This window comes from Xenorhabdus budapestensis (assembly GCF_002632465.1).
Taxonomy (GTDB): domain Bacteria; phylum Pseudomonadota; class Gammaproteobacteria; order Enterobacterales; family Enterobacteriaceae; genus Xenorhabdus; species Xenorhabdus budapestensis.
In genome coordinates this window covers 22,953-40,665 of the sequence record NZ_NIBS01000023.1, presented here as the reverse complement: position 1 = coordinate 40,665, position 17,713 = coordinate 22,953, and the positions used below count along the sequence as shown (strand labels likewise).

Below are 17,713 nucleotides of genomic sequence, written 5' to 3'. Positions count from 1 at the left end.
TGAAAACTAAGCGTCAGAAAGCAGGATGGGATAATGGTTACATGCTGAAAGTCCTCACGGTGGGTTTTACGTCAGTATAATTTAGACCCGTTTGCCCTAGTCATATCAGTGATTGTAGTGTACGGTCGTGTGTAATCAGGCACCATCTTATCGCTGCAATTCGTCGCTAAACTTTGTATATAACTGATGGTCCTTTGCGCTACTTCAATGGCTGATTCCCTCTCAGGTATAACTATCATCGGATTGCACAATCAAAAATAACCACTATATTTAATCAATGTGATTTTAAGCTAGAAACTTATATGCTCACAAATAGTTAGATAATGTTATTAAATTGTCGATATTCATGTTATGGCTCATACAGAACTGTGAAAAATAATTTTGATGCAATGCTATAGCGGTGATAGCCGTTTAATTTTCCTGATTGTGTCAATCATTCTATGGCAAGCGCCAGGTAACACTAAGTTCATTTGTCATTTTGATAGGAAAACATCATGAAGGTATTGATAGCAAAAAACGAAGTGGGTACAAGGCATCATAGCTACTATATCGAAAATGCAATACACCGCTTGGCAGATAAATTAATTGAACGGGACGTTGAAGTTGTTATTGCAGACTCTTTTGATGACAGTTATACGATAATTGCAGCTAACGAGCCGTTTGATTGTTTAATGGTAAGTTGTGCATTGATGGATGATGACTTATTTCAGCAGATCCAAAAATTGCTGAATAAACTGTTTGAGCGTCAGGAAAATGTACCGGTATTTCTATTAAGCGATCGGGAAAAAACTGTATTTTTATTGAATCATGAGATGTTGGAGCAATTAGCCGAATTTGCCTGGATACTTGAAGATTCCTCAGATTTTATTGCCGGCAGGGCTATTGCAGCCATGCACCGTTATCGCCAACAATTATTACCGCCATTGATGTCAGCCTTGATGAATTACAGAAAAGTCTATGAATATTCCTGGGCAGCGCCAGGTCATCAGGGCGGTGTTGGGTTTAATAAAACACCCGTTGGCCGCATTTATCATGATTATTACGGAGAGAATCTTTTTCGTACGGATATGGGAATTGAGCGATCTTCACTGGGGTCGTTGTTGGATCACAGTGGGGCGTTTGGCGAGAGTGAAAAAAACGCAGCCAGAGTATTTGGTGCAGACCATTCTTATTCTGTTGTTGTCGGTACATCAGGCTCTAACCGCACGATAATGCAAGCCTGCATGACAGAAGATGACATCGTTATCATTGACCGTAATTGTCACAAGTCCATTGAGCAGGGGCTTATTCTGACCGGGGCAAAGCCTGTCTATATGCTGCCAAGCCGTAACCGATATGGCATTATTGGCCCCATTTATCCGCAGGAAATGGAGACGAAGACACTCCAGAGAAAGCTGAAACAGAGCCCACTGACCAAAGATAGGGTGAAGCAAAAACCCGTTTATACCGTTGTGACGAATTGTACTTATGATGGTGTTTGCTATAACGCCAAACATGTACAAAACCTGCTGGATAAAAGCGTTGATAGAATACATTTTGATGAAGCATGGTATGGCTATGCTCGTTTTAACCCTATCTATCATGATCATTATGCCATGCGGGGTGATCCTAAAAAGCATAAAGGGCCAACCGTTTTTGCTACTCACTCATCTCATAAACTATTGAATGCACTCTCGCAAGCCTCTTTCATTCATGTACGTGATGGCCGCAATCCGGTTGATTTCTCAAGATTTAATCAAGCCTATATGATGCATGCGACAACATCACCCTTGTATGCGATCTGTGCTTCAAATGACGTTGCTGTCTCAATGATGGATGGTAACAGCGGTTATTCTTTGACACAGGAAGTGATTGAGGAAGCAGTCGATTTTCGTCAGGCATTAGCAAGTCTGTATCGGGATTTTGGTAAAAAGGGTGATTGGTTCTTTAAACCCTGGAATCAGGAGAAAGTGACAGATCCTGCGACCGGTAAGAAAATTGCTTTTGCAGATGCGCCAAAACAGTTACTGACCAAAGAACAAAGCTGCTGGACGATGAGTCCGGGTGACAGTTGGCATGGGTTTGAGGATTTACCCAATGACTGGAGTATGCTTGATCCTATCAAAGTCAGTATTCTGACACCGGGTATGGGAGATAATGGTAAGTTATTAAAACAGGGTGTACCGGCAGCGTTAGTGACGGCATGGTTAAGTCAACATGGTATTGTCCCGACGCGCACGACTGATTTTCAAATCATGTTCCTGTTCTCAATGGGAATTACCAAAGGGAAATGGGGGACTTTGCTGAATACCTTACTTTCCTTCAAACATCATTACGATGCGAATACACCTTTGAGTAAGGTATTGCCTGATTTGGTGAATGAATATCAAGAAGTATATGGCAAGTTAGGGGTAAAAGATTTAGGCGATAAAATGTTCGCTTACTTACATAAGAATCACCCGGGTGAAAAACTGAATCAGGCTTATGCTGCATTACCTGAAATTGATATGACACCACGGGCGGCTTATCAGGCGATTGTGACCAATAATGTGGAATTGGTGGCACTCGATAAACTTTCCCATCGCATTGCGGCGAACTCAATTATTCCTTATCCACCCGGCATTCCCATGTTGATGTCAGGGGAAAACTTTGGTGACAAAAACAGCCCGCAAATTGGTTACTTGCATGCATTGCAAAAATGGGATTGTGAATTCCCTGGCTTTGAGCATGAAACGGAAGGAACAGATATTATTGATGGTATCTATCACGTCATGTGTATAAAGCGTAAGGGAAAATAAACTATGACTACGGTTGCAGACACTAAAAAAGTGGGTTTAATCCCCGTTACGCTGATGGTAGCGGGGAACATCATGGGATCGGGGGTTTTCCTGTTGCCTGCGAGCCTGGCAGCAACGGGAGGGATTGCTATCCTGGGATGGCTGGTGACCATCATCGGTGCGGTCGGGTTATCTATGGTATATGCCAAGATTTCTTCGCTGGATGATAGCCCGGGTGGTTCTTATGCCTATGCCAGACGAGCCTTCGGGCCATTTTTAGGCTATCAGACCAACGTACTTTACTGGCTGGCCTGTTGGATTGGTAATATTGCTATGGTCGTGATTGGGGTAGGTTATATCAGTTATTTTTTCCCTATCCTGAAAGATCCAATCATTTCTACATTCACCTGTATAGTAATACTGTGGATATTTGTATTTTTGAATATTATCGGCCCGCATGTCATAACCAGAGTACAAGCTGTGGCAACAACACTCGCCCTGATCCCGATTGTGGCAGTTGCTGTATTTGGCTGGTTCTGGTTCAGTGGCTCAACCTACATGAATGCCTGGAATGTCAGTGGATTAGATACTTTTAGTGCCATTCAAAGTACTTTAAACATTACTTTGTGGTCTTTTATTGGTGTTGAAAGTGCCTCAGTTGCAGCGGGAGTCGTCAAAAACCCAAAACGGAACGTACCGATTGCCACTATTGGCGGTGTGTTGATTGCTGCTGTGTGTTATGTGCTGTCCAGCAGTGTCATTATGGGAATGCTCCCCAACGCGACATTAGTCGTTTCATCTTCGCCGTTTGGTGATGCGGCACGTCTGGCACTGGGCGATACTGCTGGTGCAATAGTAGTATTTTGTGCAGCAGCCGGATGTTTAGGATCATTGGGAGGTTGGACATTGCTTGCCGGGCAGACAGCAAAAGCTGCAGCAGATGATGGCTTATTCCCTAAAATCTTTGCCAAAGTGAACAAAACCGGAACGCCAGTGAATGGGTTATTAATCCTGGGTGTTTTGATGACGATTGTGCAGTTCAGTAGTATTTCTCCTGACGCGGCGAAAGAATTCAGTTTGGTTTCATCTGTATCAGTGATTTTCACTCTGATACCTTATTTGTACACCTGTGCGGCTTTGGTGCTGCTTGGTCATGGTCACTTTGGGCAAGAAAAAACGCGTTATATTGTGATTACCTTTATTGCCTTTATTTACTGCATTTGGGCCGTATTGGGGACAGGCGCAAAAGAAGTGGTTTGGACGCTGGTGGTAATGATGGTCATAACAGCCATGTATACCTTTAATTACAACACAAAGCATCCGGCTCCTTTCCCGTTAGAGAAAAAAGATTAATGCGATTTTTATCTTATTATAATGCGCTGATATTCAGCGCTTTTTTATGTTTATTTTTGCTATTGAGCCGATTTTTCACTACATCACAGATTAAAATCTGTGTACCAGACTTTTTTGATGTGCTGCCATAATCTCCCAATGTTTTTAATTTAAAGTAAATAGTTGTGCTTGTGGTTTTGTCAGGTTAAATCCCTGTTTATTGGTTTGGATAAGCGCTAAAATGTTGAGTTGTTAGACAACTCACAGTAAATTATTCTGGATCTTAATATACTTGGAGAATTCGCTAATTTAGGTAGTTAAATAATAGGAGCGTGCATATGTACAAAACTATTTTATTACCAGTAGATATCTCTGAAGATGAACTGACAAGCAAGGCTGTTCACTGCGCGCTTAACATTGCCAGAGAAACAGGTGCCAAGTTGCATATTTTACATGTATTACCTATTTCATCCGCGATTATTAATGCTTATGCATTAGGGTACATGGAAATTAAAGACAAAGCGACGATTAGGGCTGAAGAAGATTTGGGTAAGTTGGCGGCTTCCATTGATTTACCGGATGATCGTATCAGTTATTCAATTGCTTTTGGCTCACCAAGAGACGAAATCACTTCTACAGCAGATGAAATTGAAGCCGATTTGATCGTGATTGGTTCAAGGCGGCCAAATATTACTACCCACTTATTAGGTTCTAACTCTGCGGCAGTTGTCAGATATGCGAAAACATCTGTATTGGTTGTAAGATAGTTATTCGCATTGATAATTTCAATTTGGTAACTATTATCGGTTTTTGTTGTGGTTTTATTGATGGTTAAAACGTAATGGTTAGCGGATATACCCTATATATTTTAATATGTTGCTGGCAAAGCGCAATTTGAGAGACAACGGGTATATATTCGATTACAGGGGAGTAAATATGTATAAAATGATTTTAGTTCCAATAGATATTGCTGAAGATCATCTGACTGATAATGCACTTAAGCATGCGGAATTTTTGGCAAAAATCTCTGATGCAAAAGTTCATCTTTTTCACTCAGTTCCTGATATTTCGAGATTTTCTGTAAGCTATAGCTATCATTATGATTTACTGAGCGCCTTTGCGAAAAAAGCCATTGCAAATTCCGAAGAGGAACTCAAAAAAGTGGTAGAAAAAATCAATTTGCCAAAGGAGAGAGTATCGTACTCTGTTGCCTTTGGTTCTCCACGCGACAAAGTGCTTTCTACTGCTCGCGAGATTGATGCAGACCTGATTATCGTCGGTTCGAGAAGACCTGATATCTCAACCCACTTACTGGGTTCGAACGCTTCGGGTATCGTAGGATATGCAAATATCTCTGTATTAGTCGTTCGTTAATCTAGACTGTTCCCGTATGACCGGATACTAAAGTGTTACACCCAGCAGAAATTTTTATCTGTTGGGTGTTTACTCTGATCAATTTCAAAGCCCATCACAGTTAACGGGATTGTAACCATTGTTTTCTTTGTTTATATACCCTATGGATTTCAAGATGCAACTTGAAAGACGACGGGTACAGAGGGGGATATTTTGTCTTATTCTAATATAGTGATAAATTCTTTAAAACATATACTTGAAAATAATGATGATAATAATTTAACTTCAACTATTGAGGAATATTTTTCCAAGAATTATATTCAAGTAGTAAATGGTAATGAACTTAATTTTAATGATTTTGTTTCGCACATAAATTTATTAAAAGAGACTTTGATAAGTGTGAATGTCAATATTTTATCCATTGCGGAAAAAGAAAATAATGTCCATACACACCACATAGTAAAAGCGATAAAAAAAGATGGTGAACATATTGAGTTTGAAGTATTTACCAGATTTTTGATTAACGAAAGTAAAATAATACGTTGCTATGAGTTAACCAGAAAGATTAGTGGCGGTGAACAAGATGATGATTTAGGGTTTAGGAAATAGTATTGTTTATTATACTCTCAATAAGCCATGGTATACATAATATTCTCATCTGGTATTCAATGGCTAACAGTAACTGATATGGTTTTAAACTGATTGATTGGTTTGCAGGTTCTGGTAGATTATTCTAACTGAAATACCTTATTGTAGGCATAGCAACGATAACAGGAGTTTCTTTGCTATGCCTTTTGACACCTTGTGATTTGTGACAATAGACAATAGATATCAACTTTATTCATGTCTTACCGCTAAAATCTTAATGCTATATCACAACAACTAACCATTTATATATAACCAAAAATATACTTATAATTGATTAACTTCAAACAATTATTATTCATAACTATCTGTATCAATCATACTTTTCCAGTAATGGCTATACGTTTTTTCTTGAGTAGATGGGTCAATTGTATAATATTCAAAATAAATAACACCTGGAGCACCAGTGTTAGGATCAGATTTAATCTCATTAAACTCAGGATATTTAAACTTTACAATGATAGTGGAAGTTTTTCCTGCTATTTTGTCAGGTTCATTAGGAACTATGAATTTTAATGTTTGATTAAAATTTTTATTGTTCGATTTAACATATAATCTTAAATAAACATTCCCCCCCCAAATAGGATAAGAAGGATCATTTTCGTCATTAGTCCCCAAAATTTTCACATACAATTCATATCCACTTATAGGATAGTTAGATATCTTCTCTAAATTCACGTTTTCATTGTTTAGAATAATATATTTTTCTGAATTTTCAAGTTTTGGATCATTATTAATATCCGCAAAACTTGAAAATATAGTAGGTATATTGTACGTCCTTTTCACATCTTTATTCGGAGCATTAGTTTCATTACCTATATATCTAACAGTTCTCTTACCTGAATACTGACTTATTCCATGCATAGGAGCAATTACATAGTAAAATTCTGAATTTTTTCTAAATGGAAAAATATCTCTTGGCATTCTAAAAATGTAATTATTGTCACCTGGATTCGAAGCATCGGAAATTTTTTTTACAGGTAAAACTAACCCTTCAGGATCTAATGAACCATTAGGTTTGCTCTTAGTAAAGAATAACACACTATCTGTTATTGATGAATTAGTATAAGAGCCAATCTGAACCTCAAATAATTTCCTACCATTTCCGCTTAATACTTCTCCAGAAAGTTCAAAAATATATGGTTCATCGAGTAAATATTCTTCTTTAATAGGTGAAGATGTAATGATATATATATTACCAGAATAATATTGATGCCCAACTCCTTCCATTTTGCTGATAAGCTCCAAGATGACAGGCTTGTTTCGCATTGCATAAACTCTAAATCTAATTCTTCCCTCGTTATCACTAGTAACTGTTACCTCAATTTTATCACCATGAATAAATGGTATTATACGTTGAGGTATCTGTGTTGAGTCTCTAGGATCAGTAGTAATAATGACTTTTTTTTCTATATGATCTTTAATTTCAGAAAAAATCTGAATAGGAGTATTTCTCAGTAACTGACCACGAGTATCAAATAATCTGGTATAATATCTAACATAATGATCACTATTATTAGACAATTGATTACGACCACTTGGTGTTATACATATTTTTTTATCTTTATACAATTGGATAGTATGTTTAATTAAATTCTTTGCATAATATTTTACTACTCTTTCAATGCCTGAAAGAGTAAAGGAAATTTCATCACCCGGACTTAATAAATCAATATCTCCAACAATACAATAAACTTCCATTTTGGCTGATTTTTTATCTTTTAACAAACTAAAACCACGAATATTTTCTATGTGTTCAAATCCTTTCTGATTTTCTATTTCTATATTTAATGAGTCTGGAATTTTATTCTTTGAACTGATTAAAATTTCAAGATAAAATTTCTGACCAATAACAATATCAGCCCCATTCTTTACAGATAAAATTAAATCAATACTATCATAACATATTGATTTTTCTGCTTTCAACATATTTCACCTCATACAAATCATATATAAATCACCTTTATAAAATATAATTTTTTCATATTAAAGTTAACAATGATAAATCATCACCTATTCATAAAGGATATTTCACTAATAAAAACTATTCTACCATATACCAGACCAGGTTTTTTCATTAGGGCAATTATCATTATCTGGATGAGCATCTCCTCCAGGAAGGATTGTATTAATTTGTGATTCCCATATTTTCCCGTAGGAAATATCTCCATAATAATTGACTTTATAATCTAAATAAATTTGTCCACTAAAGATATGTCCAACATATTTAAAGGGAATGCCGAAAGTTATTTTATTATCACCATAAATTCCTTTTTGAAGTTCCATTATCTTTTTGGCTGACTGATAAATTTGTGAAATTTGATACCTAACAGAGTTAATATATAAATATAATGTTACTTCAGCACCTACTGGAACTTTTGTTTTATCTGTAGGATCATTTGTTCCTTCTATCTGAATGAACAATCCCTCATGATGTTCATTATTACAATGATTTTTCACATCAACTTCATGTATCCTACTATTTATGCTATTCACAAGAAGATGAGCACTAGAAATACCATAACTATTGTAAACTTTACATGCACTATATGTTCTTTCCAAATCGTCTAATGGTTTATTTTTCCCTCCCCCTCTATAATATATGGTTAATTCATCTGAAGATCTGGAATTACCTAAATGATCAACAATAGTATAAGAAAAGCCAACTTTTTTATTATCAGGAAAAATATTATAAGGCAATGACTTATAACTATTACCTAAATCATCTAGGTTTTCTACGGAAAATGATTGATAACTGTATGTATTATCAACAAAAAATAGAATAGTATCATGAACTTTAGCGTCAAAATAAGAAGGAATGAGCATATTAAAATAACTTGTTTCAGGATCCCCTTGAAAATATTCACCATTTCCTTCAATATCAATGGGTGGAAGCTCATGATCTACTTTATTATTATCAATTATAAATATCTTATTTTTTGATATCACGTGTCCCGTTAACCCTGGTACACAAGATTCAACTTGAAACACTAATGATGTTAATCTTTTAGGGTAAATGTAAAAAATCAATTGCCCGTTATCATCAGAATCAATAAAGAAACCGCGAGATTTAGTGTTAATATTTTGCGATTTCAGAGGAGTTTTTTTATCAGTAGCATAAAGGTTAACATCATCAAAATTAGTATATTTTGTTTCTAAAATAGCAACAGAAATATTAGGTAATGTGATACCTTCCTTATCTCTAATCAATGCTATTGCTCTGATATATTTACTTTCTGATAATGAATTATCTCTATCTGGTACTTGCATAAATTCCTTTTCAAAAAACATCGATATCGTGTTTTCATCTATTGATATATTTCTTTTCATTTTATAGCCTCTCTTAATATCAATATTAGTTTAACTACTTGATAAGAATGCTCAATTATAATGAATTAAAAATCATATTATAATATAGAGTAATAAAATATGAATAACTATATTTTTTGTTAAATTACTTTGAAAGTATAAAGATTAGATAATGATATTTATGGATATCTAGATGTGTCAATCTATGCCTATTCTAAGGAAATAATATATTTATAATACATTAAACACATTTAAATTCAACTTAAATTAACCACATGTAAAAAGTAAACGATTACTTCCTTGTAATGAATTCGCTTTGAACTCCATCACTGATAGTTATCTGTTAATTTTGCTGTTCTGTCGGCAAAGGAGGGCAACCATCATTATCATCTTCTGCTTGCTCTGGATATACTGTATCAATATTAGCTCGCCACACTTTGCTGTATGTCTTAGTACCAGAAGCATCTTCAGTATAATAGTCAAAATATAGTGAACCGGTTCCTCCCAAATGAGGTCCTGCTACACGGTTGAGATCGCAATAAGGTATAGAAACCATGATATGTGATGTCGGTTGCCCTTGATCAACCTGAGATGGTAACGTAAAAGGATATTTTTGCTGATTTTTCCGGGAAGTAGGTGAAGTAATATACAAATTAACATACCCTGATGATCCAAGTTTTGGTAATTTAGTATTATTTGAATCATTGGTTCCGAATACGGTCACATATAAACCGGTTACACCCTCTCCACTCTTATCACCAACATATTGTTTTTGTTGGTTGATGGTAGTTATTATGATGTCATCCCCATCAACTAATTCATCTGCGTTATCAGTATAGACATTAATATTAGCATTCGCGTAACTGGAAAAAACTTTTGCCTCATCGTAAATTCGGGAAATATTTTCAAGCGGAGAAGATTCCGAGTTTCCAACATAAGTTAAACCTGCCATATCAGAATACTGTAGTTCACCTTTCATTGGTGCAATAACATAATATATAGACTCGTCTCGATTAAGCATTAAGTCATCATAAGGGAATGAAAAACGATAACTATCCAGATTAGTTATGCTTTTAAGTTTACGTATTTTACCTAACTGTTTAACTTGATGTGTCTCCATATCTTTAATAAAGAAGATAATATTATCAGTATCTTGGTAGTTAGGATAGGATTGAATCTCAACATGAAATTTGTTTGAACCCCCTAAATCTTGTGTAAGCTCTCCACCTTCACCGGCTTCTAAGATATTTGGATAAGCCATTGTTGGCAGATAGCGAGTTAAATTGACAACATAAATAGTACTTGCAGTTCGGGGTGAAATAGAACCTACAACTTCGGCATCTAAATCAAGCCGTACTGGTTGATGCTGTTTAGGGTATACCCGAAAACTAATTTTTCCTTTGTCATCGCTTTTAATGTAAAAAGCACCTTTACCATAAATCATTTGGGGTGTGATAAGTTTAGGGGACTGTTCGTCTGTGGCAAGAGAAACTCGTCCTAATCTTTCTAAAGTATCCGTTGATACCAAAATTTCCAGATTTTTGATTGCTGCACCCTTTATATCGTTGAGTGTGGTTGAAAGTGTAATATATTGACTCCTGGCAGAACTAATACTGTTCTCCTGAACTGGAGTCGGAATATATTTTTCTTCGGGGCTAAATTCAATAAAGCGACCATTCAGTTGTTTAACATTATAACTAACTGATTGTGGCTGAGCTTCGGGCAAAGCAACACCAACTGCGATAGGTGCTATTGTATAAGTAGCAGTCTTTCCTTGTGTTAAGCTCTCATCAATTTGTAGTTTAACTGTCACACTGCCAGAATATTGATCTATAGTATTCCACTTAGATTGATCAATTAACGATACAGTATGATTAGTATCTTCTGTAATCTTTACATTGATTGTATCAGGAAGTACAGAAGCCGATGTTAACGTTATAGTCACAGAAAGGAATTGCCCAGGAAGCACATCTGAACCACTAGCTATTGATGGAACGATAACCAGATCAGGTTTCTTCTTTTGTAATAATTCATTTTCAATATTCATATATAACTCCAATAAATTATATTTATGCTAATATTATTTTTTGTATGTGTTTTATATAAAACCCTATAGTTAACATAGACAAACTATAATAGTTATAAAGAATAAAAATTTTCAAATAGAAATTTAAACAATCATAATGCATTTACCATAAATATGTATAATGAAAATAAGTTATCAGTTGATAACTTTATTTTATCACGATAAAAACGTTGGATTAACGCAATAAGTACAGTTGTGACTAAATAGCTTTCCAAAATGATAAGAGTATTCCTTGCCCCGCGCGATGCGCAGAGTAAGAAAACACCAAATACTGATATTAACGGGGTGGCAATTTACCTCATTTAGGAATCTAGGTTTCATGCGGCTTGTAGCCGCATGAAATCCGATCTAAATACCCCGCGGGTTAATACTCTCACTATTTATGAAAGGAATATAGTTAACAGATAAGATGATAAAGGTCTATCTGAAACATTATGTTGAACTGAATCCGTATAAGACCCTGTACTCGATTTTATGTAATTGCTTTTTATGTTAAACATGAGCATTTAGACAGTTATAGAAGTTGAATATTTCCATATATTTCAGTGATAACTTCAATCTTATGGTTTTCTAATACATAATAAGAATCCTAATGTATTTTTATTTGAAATGAATTTACCAGAAATAAGATCATATACTCCATATTCATCCTCATCAGAAACACTCTTTTTTGTCACCAAAATCTTTGCATTAGTCTTATTCTGATCATTACCATATAGCAGTCCCCAATCATGAAGTTTATTTTTTCCATACTCATCACCAAGAGTATGAGTTATATCTTCTAAAGTAACATTTTCTTCATTAAAATTTTTACAAGATGGATTATCATTCCAAGACCTCATAGTACCTTCTACTGTATAATATTTTTTTATGTCTGCGATATACTTATATGCATATTGTGATTTATTGGGTTTTGTAATAAATAAGGTTATTACTGGATTACCTGGAGCTAAAAAACGCATTTTCCCGTTTCCATCTATAATAATAGAATAGAGGTCATGACCTCCATCAATATCATATCCCACATAATCATTGTCGGTAGACACAAAATCGCCTGAATTTAATTTAATCAATTGTCCTGCAATAGATGGGAAAGCACTATGTGGTCTTCCGTCCTGAGTTAATATTTTTTTCTGTGGTTCTTGATTGTCACTAAGTACATTATAAAGAAGTATTCCTGCTGGCTCATCTTTAGGTTTGAAAATAACATGTGCGGAAGTTTTGTGAACAGGAAGCCCTTTTGGATCTTGCATGGTTAGTGTCACGTTAACACCAGGACCAACCTTACTTGAATCACTATTGTAAGCTGAAATATACCCAATCCCGACTTTACTTGTTAACGTAATTGTTAAGATTCCAGGTTTATTATCTTTTTTAGTCCCGGTAGTCATACTGTTAGCTGTAGAATGTAACTGCAATTGATGAATACTTTTCTGATCAGGTTCTGTAGTCCATAATACATTACTGAAAGTATTTCCTTCAATTGGCTCATTTGTTGTTCCTGCTGTGCCTTTTTTAACAATCAATGCTTCAAATGTATATGCACTACTTCCATCACCAAGTAATGGTTTATCTTTATCAAAATTGATCGGTTTGACCCATGCTATATCAAAATCCACCGGCGGAGATTTAAATTTAACTTCTATACATTTATGTGTTTTTTGAGATTCAGGTTCTCCGTTAATAGTCAAACACACCTCAGCAACAGTGCCTGGGGGAGTATTCTGTGAACTGCTTGTCAATGTTGCTGTTAATTTTTCATTCGATACAGTTGTGGTTTCTTCTGAAGGTGATAGCGATAGACCTGCATTTTGTGGTTTCATGAGTTTCCATTTAACTGGGATTTTGTTTTTATCATCCGTACCTGATATGGTTGCTATAATTTTATATGAACCACTAGGAAGAACAGACCCATTTGATGGTTCTAATGTCATACTCTGAATGGTTGGTTTTTTGCCTTCTTCATGCCCTATCTTTCCTATTGATTTACGTACACCATCTGTTGTCAGGTAAACATTTACATTACCAATATTTTTATCACTGGTTAAGGTCACTTTTTGTGTGATACGCCCATGTTTATCAGTTGTAAGAGGAATTTTATCTCCTGAGCTTTTAGAATTATCAATATTCGGGCAATCGTCTGATGCTGTGCCTTTTTCAATTTTAATCTCCAGATCATTATGTGGCTCTGTCGCCCATTGATAATTTTCAATAATAGCGCAAGGAACTGGAGCTCCTATTTCTGTATCAAAAGTCATTACAGGCTTAAGAATATAAGTTGCCTTACCATCATCTCTTGAAGTTCTTTCTGGAATAATGTAAACAGGCTCTCCTTCTTTCCATTTTTTAACCATAAAAGGCATGACAAGAGCTTGTATCTGCTTAGGTCCTATTTTTTTACCATTAGTTAATTCAGCAAAAACATAAATAGAATAATTATTTTTTTCATCAAGTGAAAATTTCGGTAATGTAATCTGAATAGATTTACCTACCTTAGAAGAAAGTTTCCCGTTTTTGCTTTCAAATATTTTTTCTTCATTGATAGCCCAGTGGACCTGTTTAATAGATGCATCAGCAGGGAATATAGCTGAAATGTTTTTTTGCATATGGCTGTAACCCACAATCGTTTCTGGAACAGAAAATTGAGCAATCGGGATTTTTTTATGGTCAAGTACAATATTGTTATTTCTTTCGACCAATTCATAACGGCTTCCTGCCAATGTACGCATAGCAGCTACATTCTCTGGTGATAACTGAGTGCCTAAAGGAACTCCCAGTCTATAATTTAGATTCGCCAAAAATTGTGTTTCAGTACGGCCACCTTCACCTTGTCTATAATCCACACCCATGGTTATCAATGGAATCGGCGTATAAGTCACACCCAATTTAACCAGACTGGGGTTTTTCTGCTTGGTATGCCGATTGAATAAGGTTACGTTTTCGCCGAAATATTGTTCATAAACTAGTTTGCCTCCTAAATTAGGGTAGGCAGGCAGAAAGAACTCTCCGTTAATGTCATAACCATTGGCGGGGCGTTCATGGTGTTCTTCAAAATTCCGTGAAATCTGCCAGTCGCTTAAGCGACGATAAGTGTTGGCAGAGAGTTTGATATAGTCACCCCAAATTTCTCCTCCAAATCCTATCCGCTTGTTTTTACCTGTAAGGTCATAGTCATAAAATGTATTCAGGCCATACATCCAGTTTTGATAAAAATAGCGTCCTCCCAAACCAAGGTTAACTGTATTCCTGCTGTCTTTATTGCGATAACCTAATTGGGAAAAGAGGAGCCAATCCGTTTTATTATCGTAAAGGGGTAATAACAGATCTAATGAATTATTTTCCAATTTACCTTTTCTATCAAGACCAAAGTTAATTTTTGCTGTACCAAATTGAGATAACCATTTTTGGGCTTCGGAGGCAATGGTACTGTTAAATTTACCTAAGGCATAAGATTTAGCTTGTTCAACTAGTTCAGAAGAAGATGATGACAGTATATTACCTACTGTCTGGATATTTTTTGTAATAAAATTAGGTAATTCAGTTTCTGAAAAGTTATCTGCTTTCTGTATATCATCTTTTTTATTTGATTCGTTAACACGGATAGCTAAATTATCTTTTCTCTCTTTTTCTTGGGGAAGAGACTTTTCAGTTGTTAGGTTTTCATCAGCAAAGGCTCTTATCATTGTAGATGGTATCAATAATGTATAAAGCACAGAGAGAAGAACAATGAATTTACTAATATATGATAGCATATAATAAGCACCTCAGGGATTTTGATACTAACAGTGTCTTAACTGTATTTTTATCCATTAAATGATGTTAATCTATTCGTATTTGATATTAGTTAGGTATTTTAATTTTGACAAGAAATCTGCCAAAAGACGAACCCAATTTGTTAAGACACTCAAATCGATGGTTTCTATTTTCATGAATTACGCCCTCATTTAATGGTTAAAAAAAGATCTATTGTGGTACTATTAATAAAAAATATATTGTTGACCATGGTTATAAGAAGATAGTTTTCAGTTAGAAGTGCAAAAACAAACCTCGCTGGATTAAACGAGGTTTGTCAGAGATCAAAGAGCTTCTATATATTTCACAGAGTTTTATTTTATAGAATTTGTCGTAATACACGAGAAAAACTATATTCCCTTCCGGGATACATACTACCGACTGCGTAATCAATCAGTACCAGATGCCCTCTATTTTCTTCTATCCAATCAGCAGGTAGCGGTACTGCCATTTGGTTTTGATCATCAACCTGCTTATAATGAGTCTGTAGCACTGTTTTACCTACCGCACGGATTTCTACTGTTTGATCAAATGACATATCAGAATACTCTATCATAACGTGAATAGTGCTATCACCACGGTAGAAAAGGGTGGGTGCTGGTAAATTAAGCTCTTGTCCTTCAATTTCAAGATGTAAAATTCCTGAATACGTAGCAGTGTTATTGACTAATTTCTCTACTTTAAATTGTACTTTTGCTGTATTACCAATTGTATCAATAAACTCCATCCGAGGAATATAGAATGTCATCGGCATGACTTCATATACTGTCTGAGGTAGTGTTGAGTATATAATACCTTTACGACCTTGCCATTGTACATTGACTACCTGCCCAGAAGCCATTCCATCATAAACTGGCACATCTATTCTCAATCGATCTAACTTATAATAATCATCTTTTGTCAGTAAATTACCTTGATTTCCTGTCGCATCAGGTGCTCTGGGAATATAGCTTGACAAGCTGGATATATCCGAATACGTAAGATTTATATTTACTCTTTGTGACTCATTAACATTCCCACGACTGATTACTTTATAATGAGCTTGAAATTTACCATATATAGAAATTTCGTTTATATGAAACAATAAAACATATGGAGGAAGATCTACCCTATCAGGCGTCATATAATATGACGATGATTTTATAACAGCACCATTTTCACTATTTGAACAATCACCATGCAAACAAAGATAGCCAATTATTTCATCCCCAACATCAGCATCAGGATAGTGTGGTACATACATTATTATGAATTCATTTTCCATTGCTTGAAGATTATGTATGTAGATAGTACCCGTTCCATCTGCTTGTGGAAAAGTAGGTGGAGCAAGTGTTACATCATATAAACTTTTCATTGAATACCTCTTGTTTCTGTTATGTAAATATTAGTTTGGTTGTTGTACTTTCTACATTATTTAATGTGAAATTTTTTTGGTTTTTTAATATATGAATTTTCTATATAGTCTCTTAAGGTTTTTATTTTAAATTTATCTTTCATGAAGATATAGTTTTTGTTGTTTTTAATTAGATGTTCGTAATTTCAATTTGTTAATTCTAGGGATTAATAACTTGATCTTCTGGCTTATAGCTAAAGCTAACATTTTGATTTTCATCAGAAGGGAGTGTCATCTGTATTATTGGTATGATTATCCCTGTAACCTGATAAAAATCTCTTTGATCATGTTGTGCGCTATTCAACCCTTCAGAAAGATAAAAGAAGGCTTCGATAGGCAATTTATCAGGGATATTTTGGGGCCAGGTAGCCAAAATTAGTTCGTTATTTAATGGTAACTGAATCAGTGAGCGAACTTTAATTCCTTGCATAAATGCATCTGCGCTCCCTGTTCCTGTGACATCAAAACCACATTGGGCGAAGCGGCTGGAGTGAACAACATTTCTATAATGATTGACCCACTGTTCTGCTGTGGTAATTCCCTGTTGTTGGCAAGGAATGCTGTTTGGATTTCCTGAATCAGGACCACATCCTTTGTCACTTCTGTTTACCGTATCTCCGTCAATAGGAAAATAACAAAGAATTTCGGGACGAACTTTATCAGCAGGATTTTCAATATATGGAGAAAAAATATAACCATTTTTGTAATCATAAGCGAGTTCAATATCCTTAACATCATGTCTCAAATAGGAGAATGAAACACCGCCACTTTCTTGGGAATGTGGGCTTGGATTCCATGAGTGATATTTATCCGAAGCAACGGTTCCTCTCAGTAAAACACCAGAACATAAAAATGCAGGTAGACCGTCATCTCCACAATACTTTTGATTATCAAAGTACCTTTGAGTTATTTTTTTGGCAACATCGTAACCATTATGATTTGAATCAGCATTAACAATAGGAATGAAAAAGCTGAATAGGAAAATTTTGGTAAGTAAAATTATCTTTTTCATATTATTATTGCCCTATATATAATTTTAAAAAGTTA

At 35.2% G+C, this 17,713-nt stretch carries 11 protein-coding genes; 5 read left to right on the top strand and 6 right to left on the bottom strand.

Annotated elements, in window-relative coordinates; translation table 11 throughout:
* Positions 1 to 494: 494 nt before the first annotated feature.
* The 5 genes from adiA (at position 495) to Xbud_RS15960 (ending at position 6,050) form a co-directional block, all read left to right on the top strand.
* A complete protein-coding gene (gene adiA, locus Xbud_RS15980; RefSeq protein WP_099136978.1) occupies positions 495 to 2,777 on the top strand; it encodes an arginine decarboxylase in 2,283 nt (760 codons plus the stop codon).
* Positions 2,778 to 2,780: 3 nt separating this feature from the next.
* Positions 2,781 to 4,109, top strand: a complete 1,329-nt coding sequence (adiC, locus tag Xbud_RS15975; protein ID WP_099136977.1) for an arginine/agmatine antiporter — start codon at positions 2,781 to 2,783, stop codon at positions 4,107 to 4,109.
* A gap of 317 nt (positions 4,110 to 4,426) precedes the next feature.
* Positions 4,427 to 4,855, top strand: coding sequence for a universal stress protein (locus Xbud_RS15970; protein ID WP_099136976.1), 429 nt, complete (start codon positions 4,427 to 4,429; stop codon positions 4,853 to 4,855).
* A gap of 169 nt (positions 4,856 to 5,024) precedes the next feature.
* Complete coding sequence (locus tag Xbud_RS15965) at positions 5,025 to 5,462, top strand: universal stress protein (RefSeq protein WP_099136975.1); 438 nt, start codon at positions 5,025 to 5,027, stop codon at positions 5,460 to 5,462.
* Between the two features lie 192 nt (positions 5,463 to 5,654).
* Positions 5,655 to 6,050: a hypothetical protein gene (locus Xbud_RS15960; protein WP_099136974.1), complete on the top strand. Its 396-nt coding sequence runs from the start codon at positions 5,655 to 5,657 to the stop codon at positions 6,048 to 6,050.
* A gap of 330 nt (positions 6,051 to 6,380) precedes the next feature.
* Here Xbud_RS15960 and Xbud_RS15955 read toward each other — a convergent pair whose 3' ends face one another.
* From Xbud_RS15955 to Xbud_RS15930, 6 genes are all read right to left on the bottom strand, one after another.
* Positions 6,381 to 8,015 carry a hypothetical protein gene (locus tag Xbud_RS15955; protein WP_099136973.1) on the bottom strand — a complete coding sequence of 545 codons (1,635 nt, stop codon included), beginning with the start codon at positions 8,013 to 8,015 and terminating at the stop codon, positions 6,381 to 6,383.
* A 120-nt stretch (positions 8,016 to 8,135) separates the two neighbouring features.
* Positions 8,136 to 9,416 (bottom strand): hypothetical protein, encoded by a 1,281-nt coding sequence (locus tag Xbud_RS15950; RefSeq protein ID WP_145956651.1) that lies wholly within the window; start codon positions 9,414 to 9,416, stop codon positions 8,136 to 8,138.
* Between the two features lie 322 nt (positions 9,417 to 9,738).
* A complete protein-coding gene (locus tag Xbud_RS15945; RefSeq protein ID WP_099136971.1) occupies positions 9,739 to 11,442 on the bottom strand; it encodes a hypothetical protein in 1,704 nt (567 codons plus the stop codon).
* A gap of 599 nt (positions 11,443 to 12,041) precedes the next feature.
* The gene (locus Xbud_RS15940) at positions 12,042 to 15,233 is read right to left on the bottom strand and encodes an inverse autotransporter beta domain-containing protein (RefSeq protein WP_099136970.1); all 3,192 of its coding nucleotides are present in this window, start codon (positions 15,231 to 15,233) and stop codon (positions 12,042 to 12,044) included.
* A gap of 359 nt (positions 15,234 to 15,592) precedes the next feature.
* Complete coding sequence (locus tag Xbud_RS15935; protein ID WP_099136969.1) at positions 15,593 to 16,627, bottom strand: hypothetical protein; 1,035 nt, start codon at positions 16,625 to 16,627, stop codon at positions 15,593 to 15,595.
* A gap of 199 nt (positions 16,628 to 16,826) precedes the next feature.
* The gene (locus Xbud_RS15930) at positions 16,827 to 17,678 is read right to left on the bottom strand and encodes an N-acyl homoserine lactonase (protein ID WP_099136968.1); all 852 of its coding nucleotides are present in this window, start codon (positions 17,676 to 17,678) and stop codon (positions 16,827 to 16,829) included.
* Positions 17,679 to 17,713: the final 35 nt, after the last annotated feature.

Coding starts and splice junctions, on each gene's coding strand:
- adiA (WP_099136978.1), top strand. CDS start 495: ATGAAGGTATTGATAGCAAAAAACGAAGTGGGTACAAGGCATCATAGC.
- adiC (WP_099136977.1), top strand. CDS start 2,781: ATGACTACGGTTGCAGACACTAAAAAAGTGGGTTTAATCCCCGTTACG.
- Xbud_RS15970 (WP_099136976.1), top strand. CDS start 4,427: ATGTACAAAACTATTTTATTACCAGTAGATATCTCTGAAGATGAACTG.
- Xbud_RS15965 (WP_099136975.1), top strand. CDS start 5,025: ATGTATAAAATGATTTTAGTTCCAATAGATATTGCTGAAGATCATCTG.
- Xbud_RS15955 (WP_099136973.1), bottom strand. CDS start 8,015: ATGTTGAAAGCAGAAAAATCAATATGTTATGATAGTATTGATTTAATT.
- Xbud_RS15950 (WP_145956651.1), bottom strand. CDS start 9,416: ATGAAAAGAAATATATCAATAGATGAAAACACGATATCGATGTTTTTT.
- Xbud_RS15945 (WP_099136971.1), bottom strand. CDS start 11,442: ATGAATATTGAAAATGAATTATTACAAAAGAAGAAACCTGATCTGGTT.
- Xbud_RS15940 (WP_099136970.1), bottom strand. CDS start 15,233: ATGCTATCATATATTAGTAAATTCATTGTTCTTCTCTCTGTGCTTTAT.
- Xbud_RS15935 (WP_099136969.1), bottom strand. CDS start 16,627: ATGAAAAGTTTATATGATGTAACACTTGCTCCACCTACTTTTCCACAA.
- Xbud_RS15930 (WP_099136968.1), bottom strand. CDS start 17,678: ATGAAAAAGATAATTTTACTTACCAAAATTTTCCTATTCAGCTTTTTC.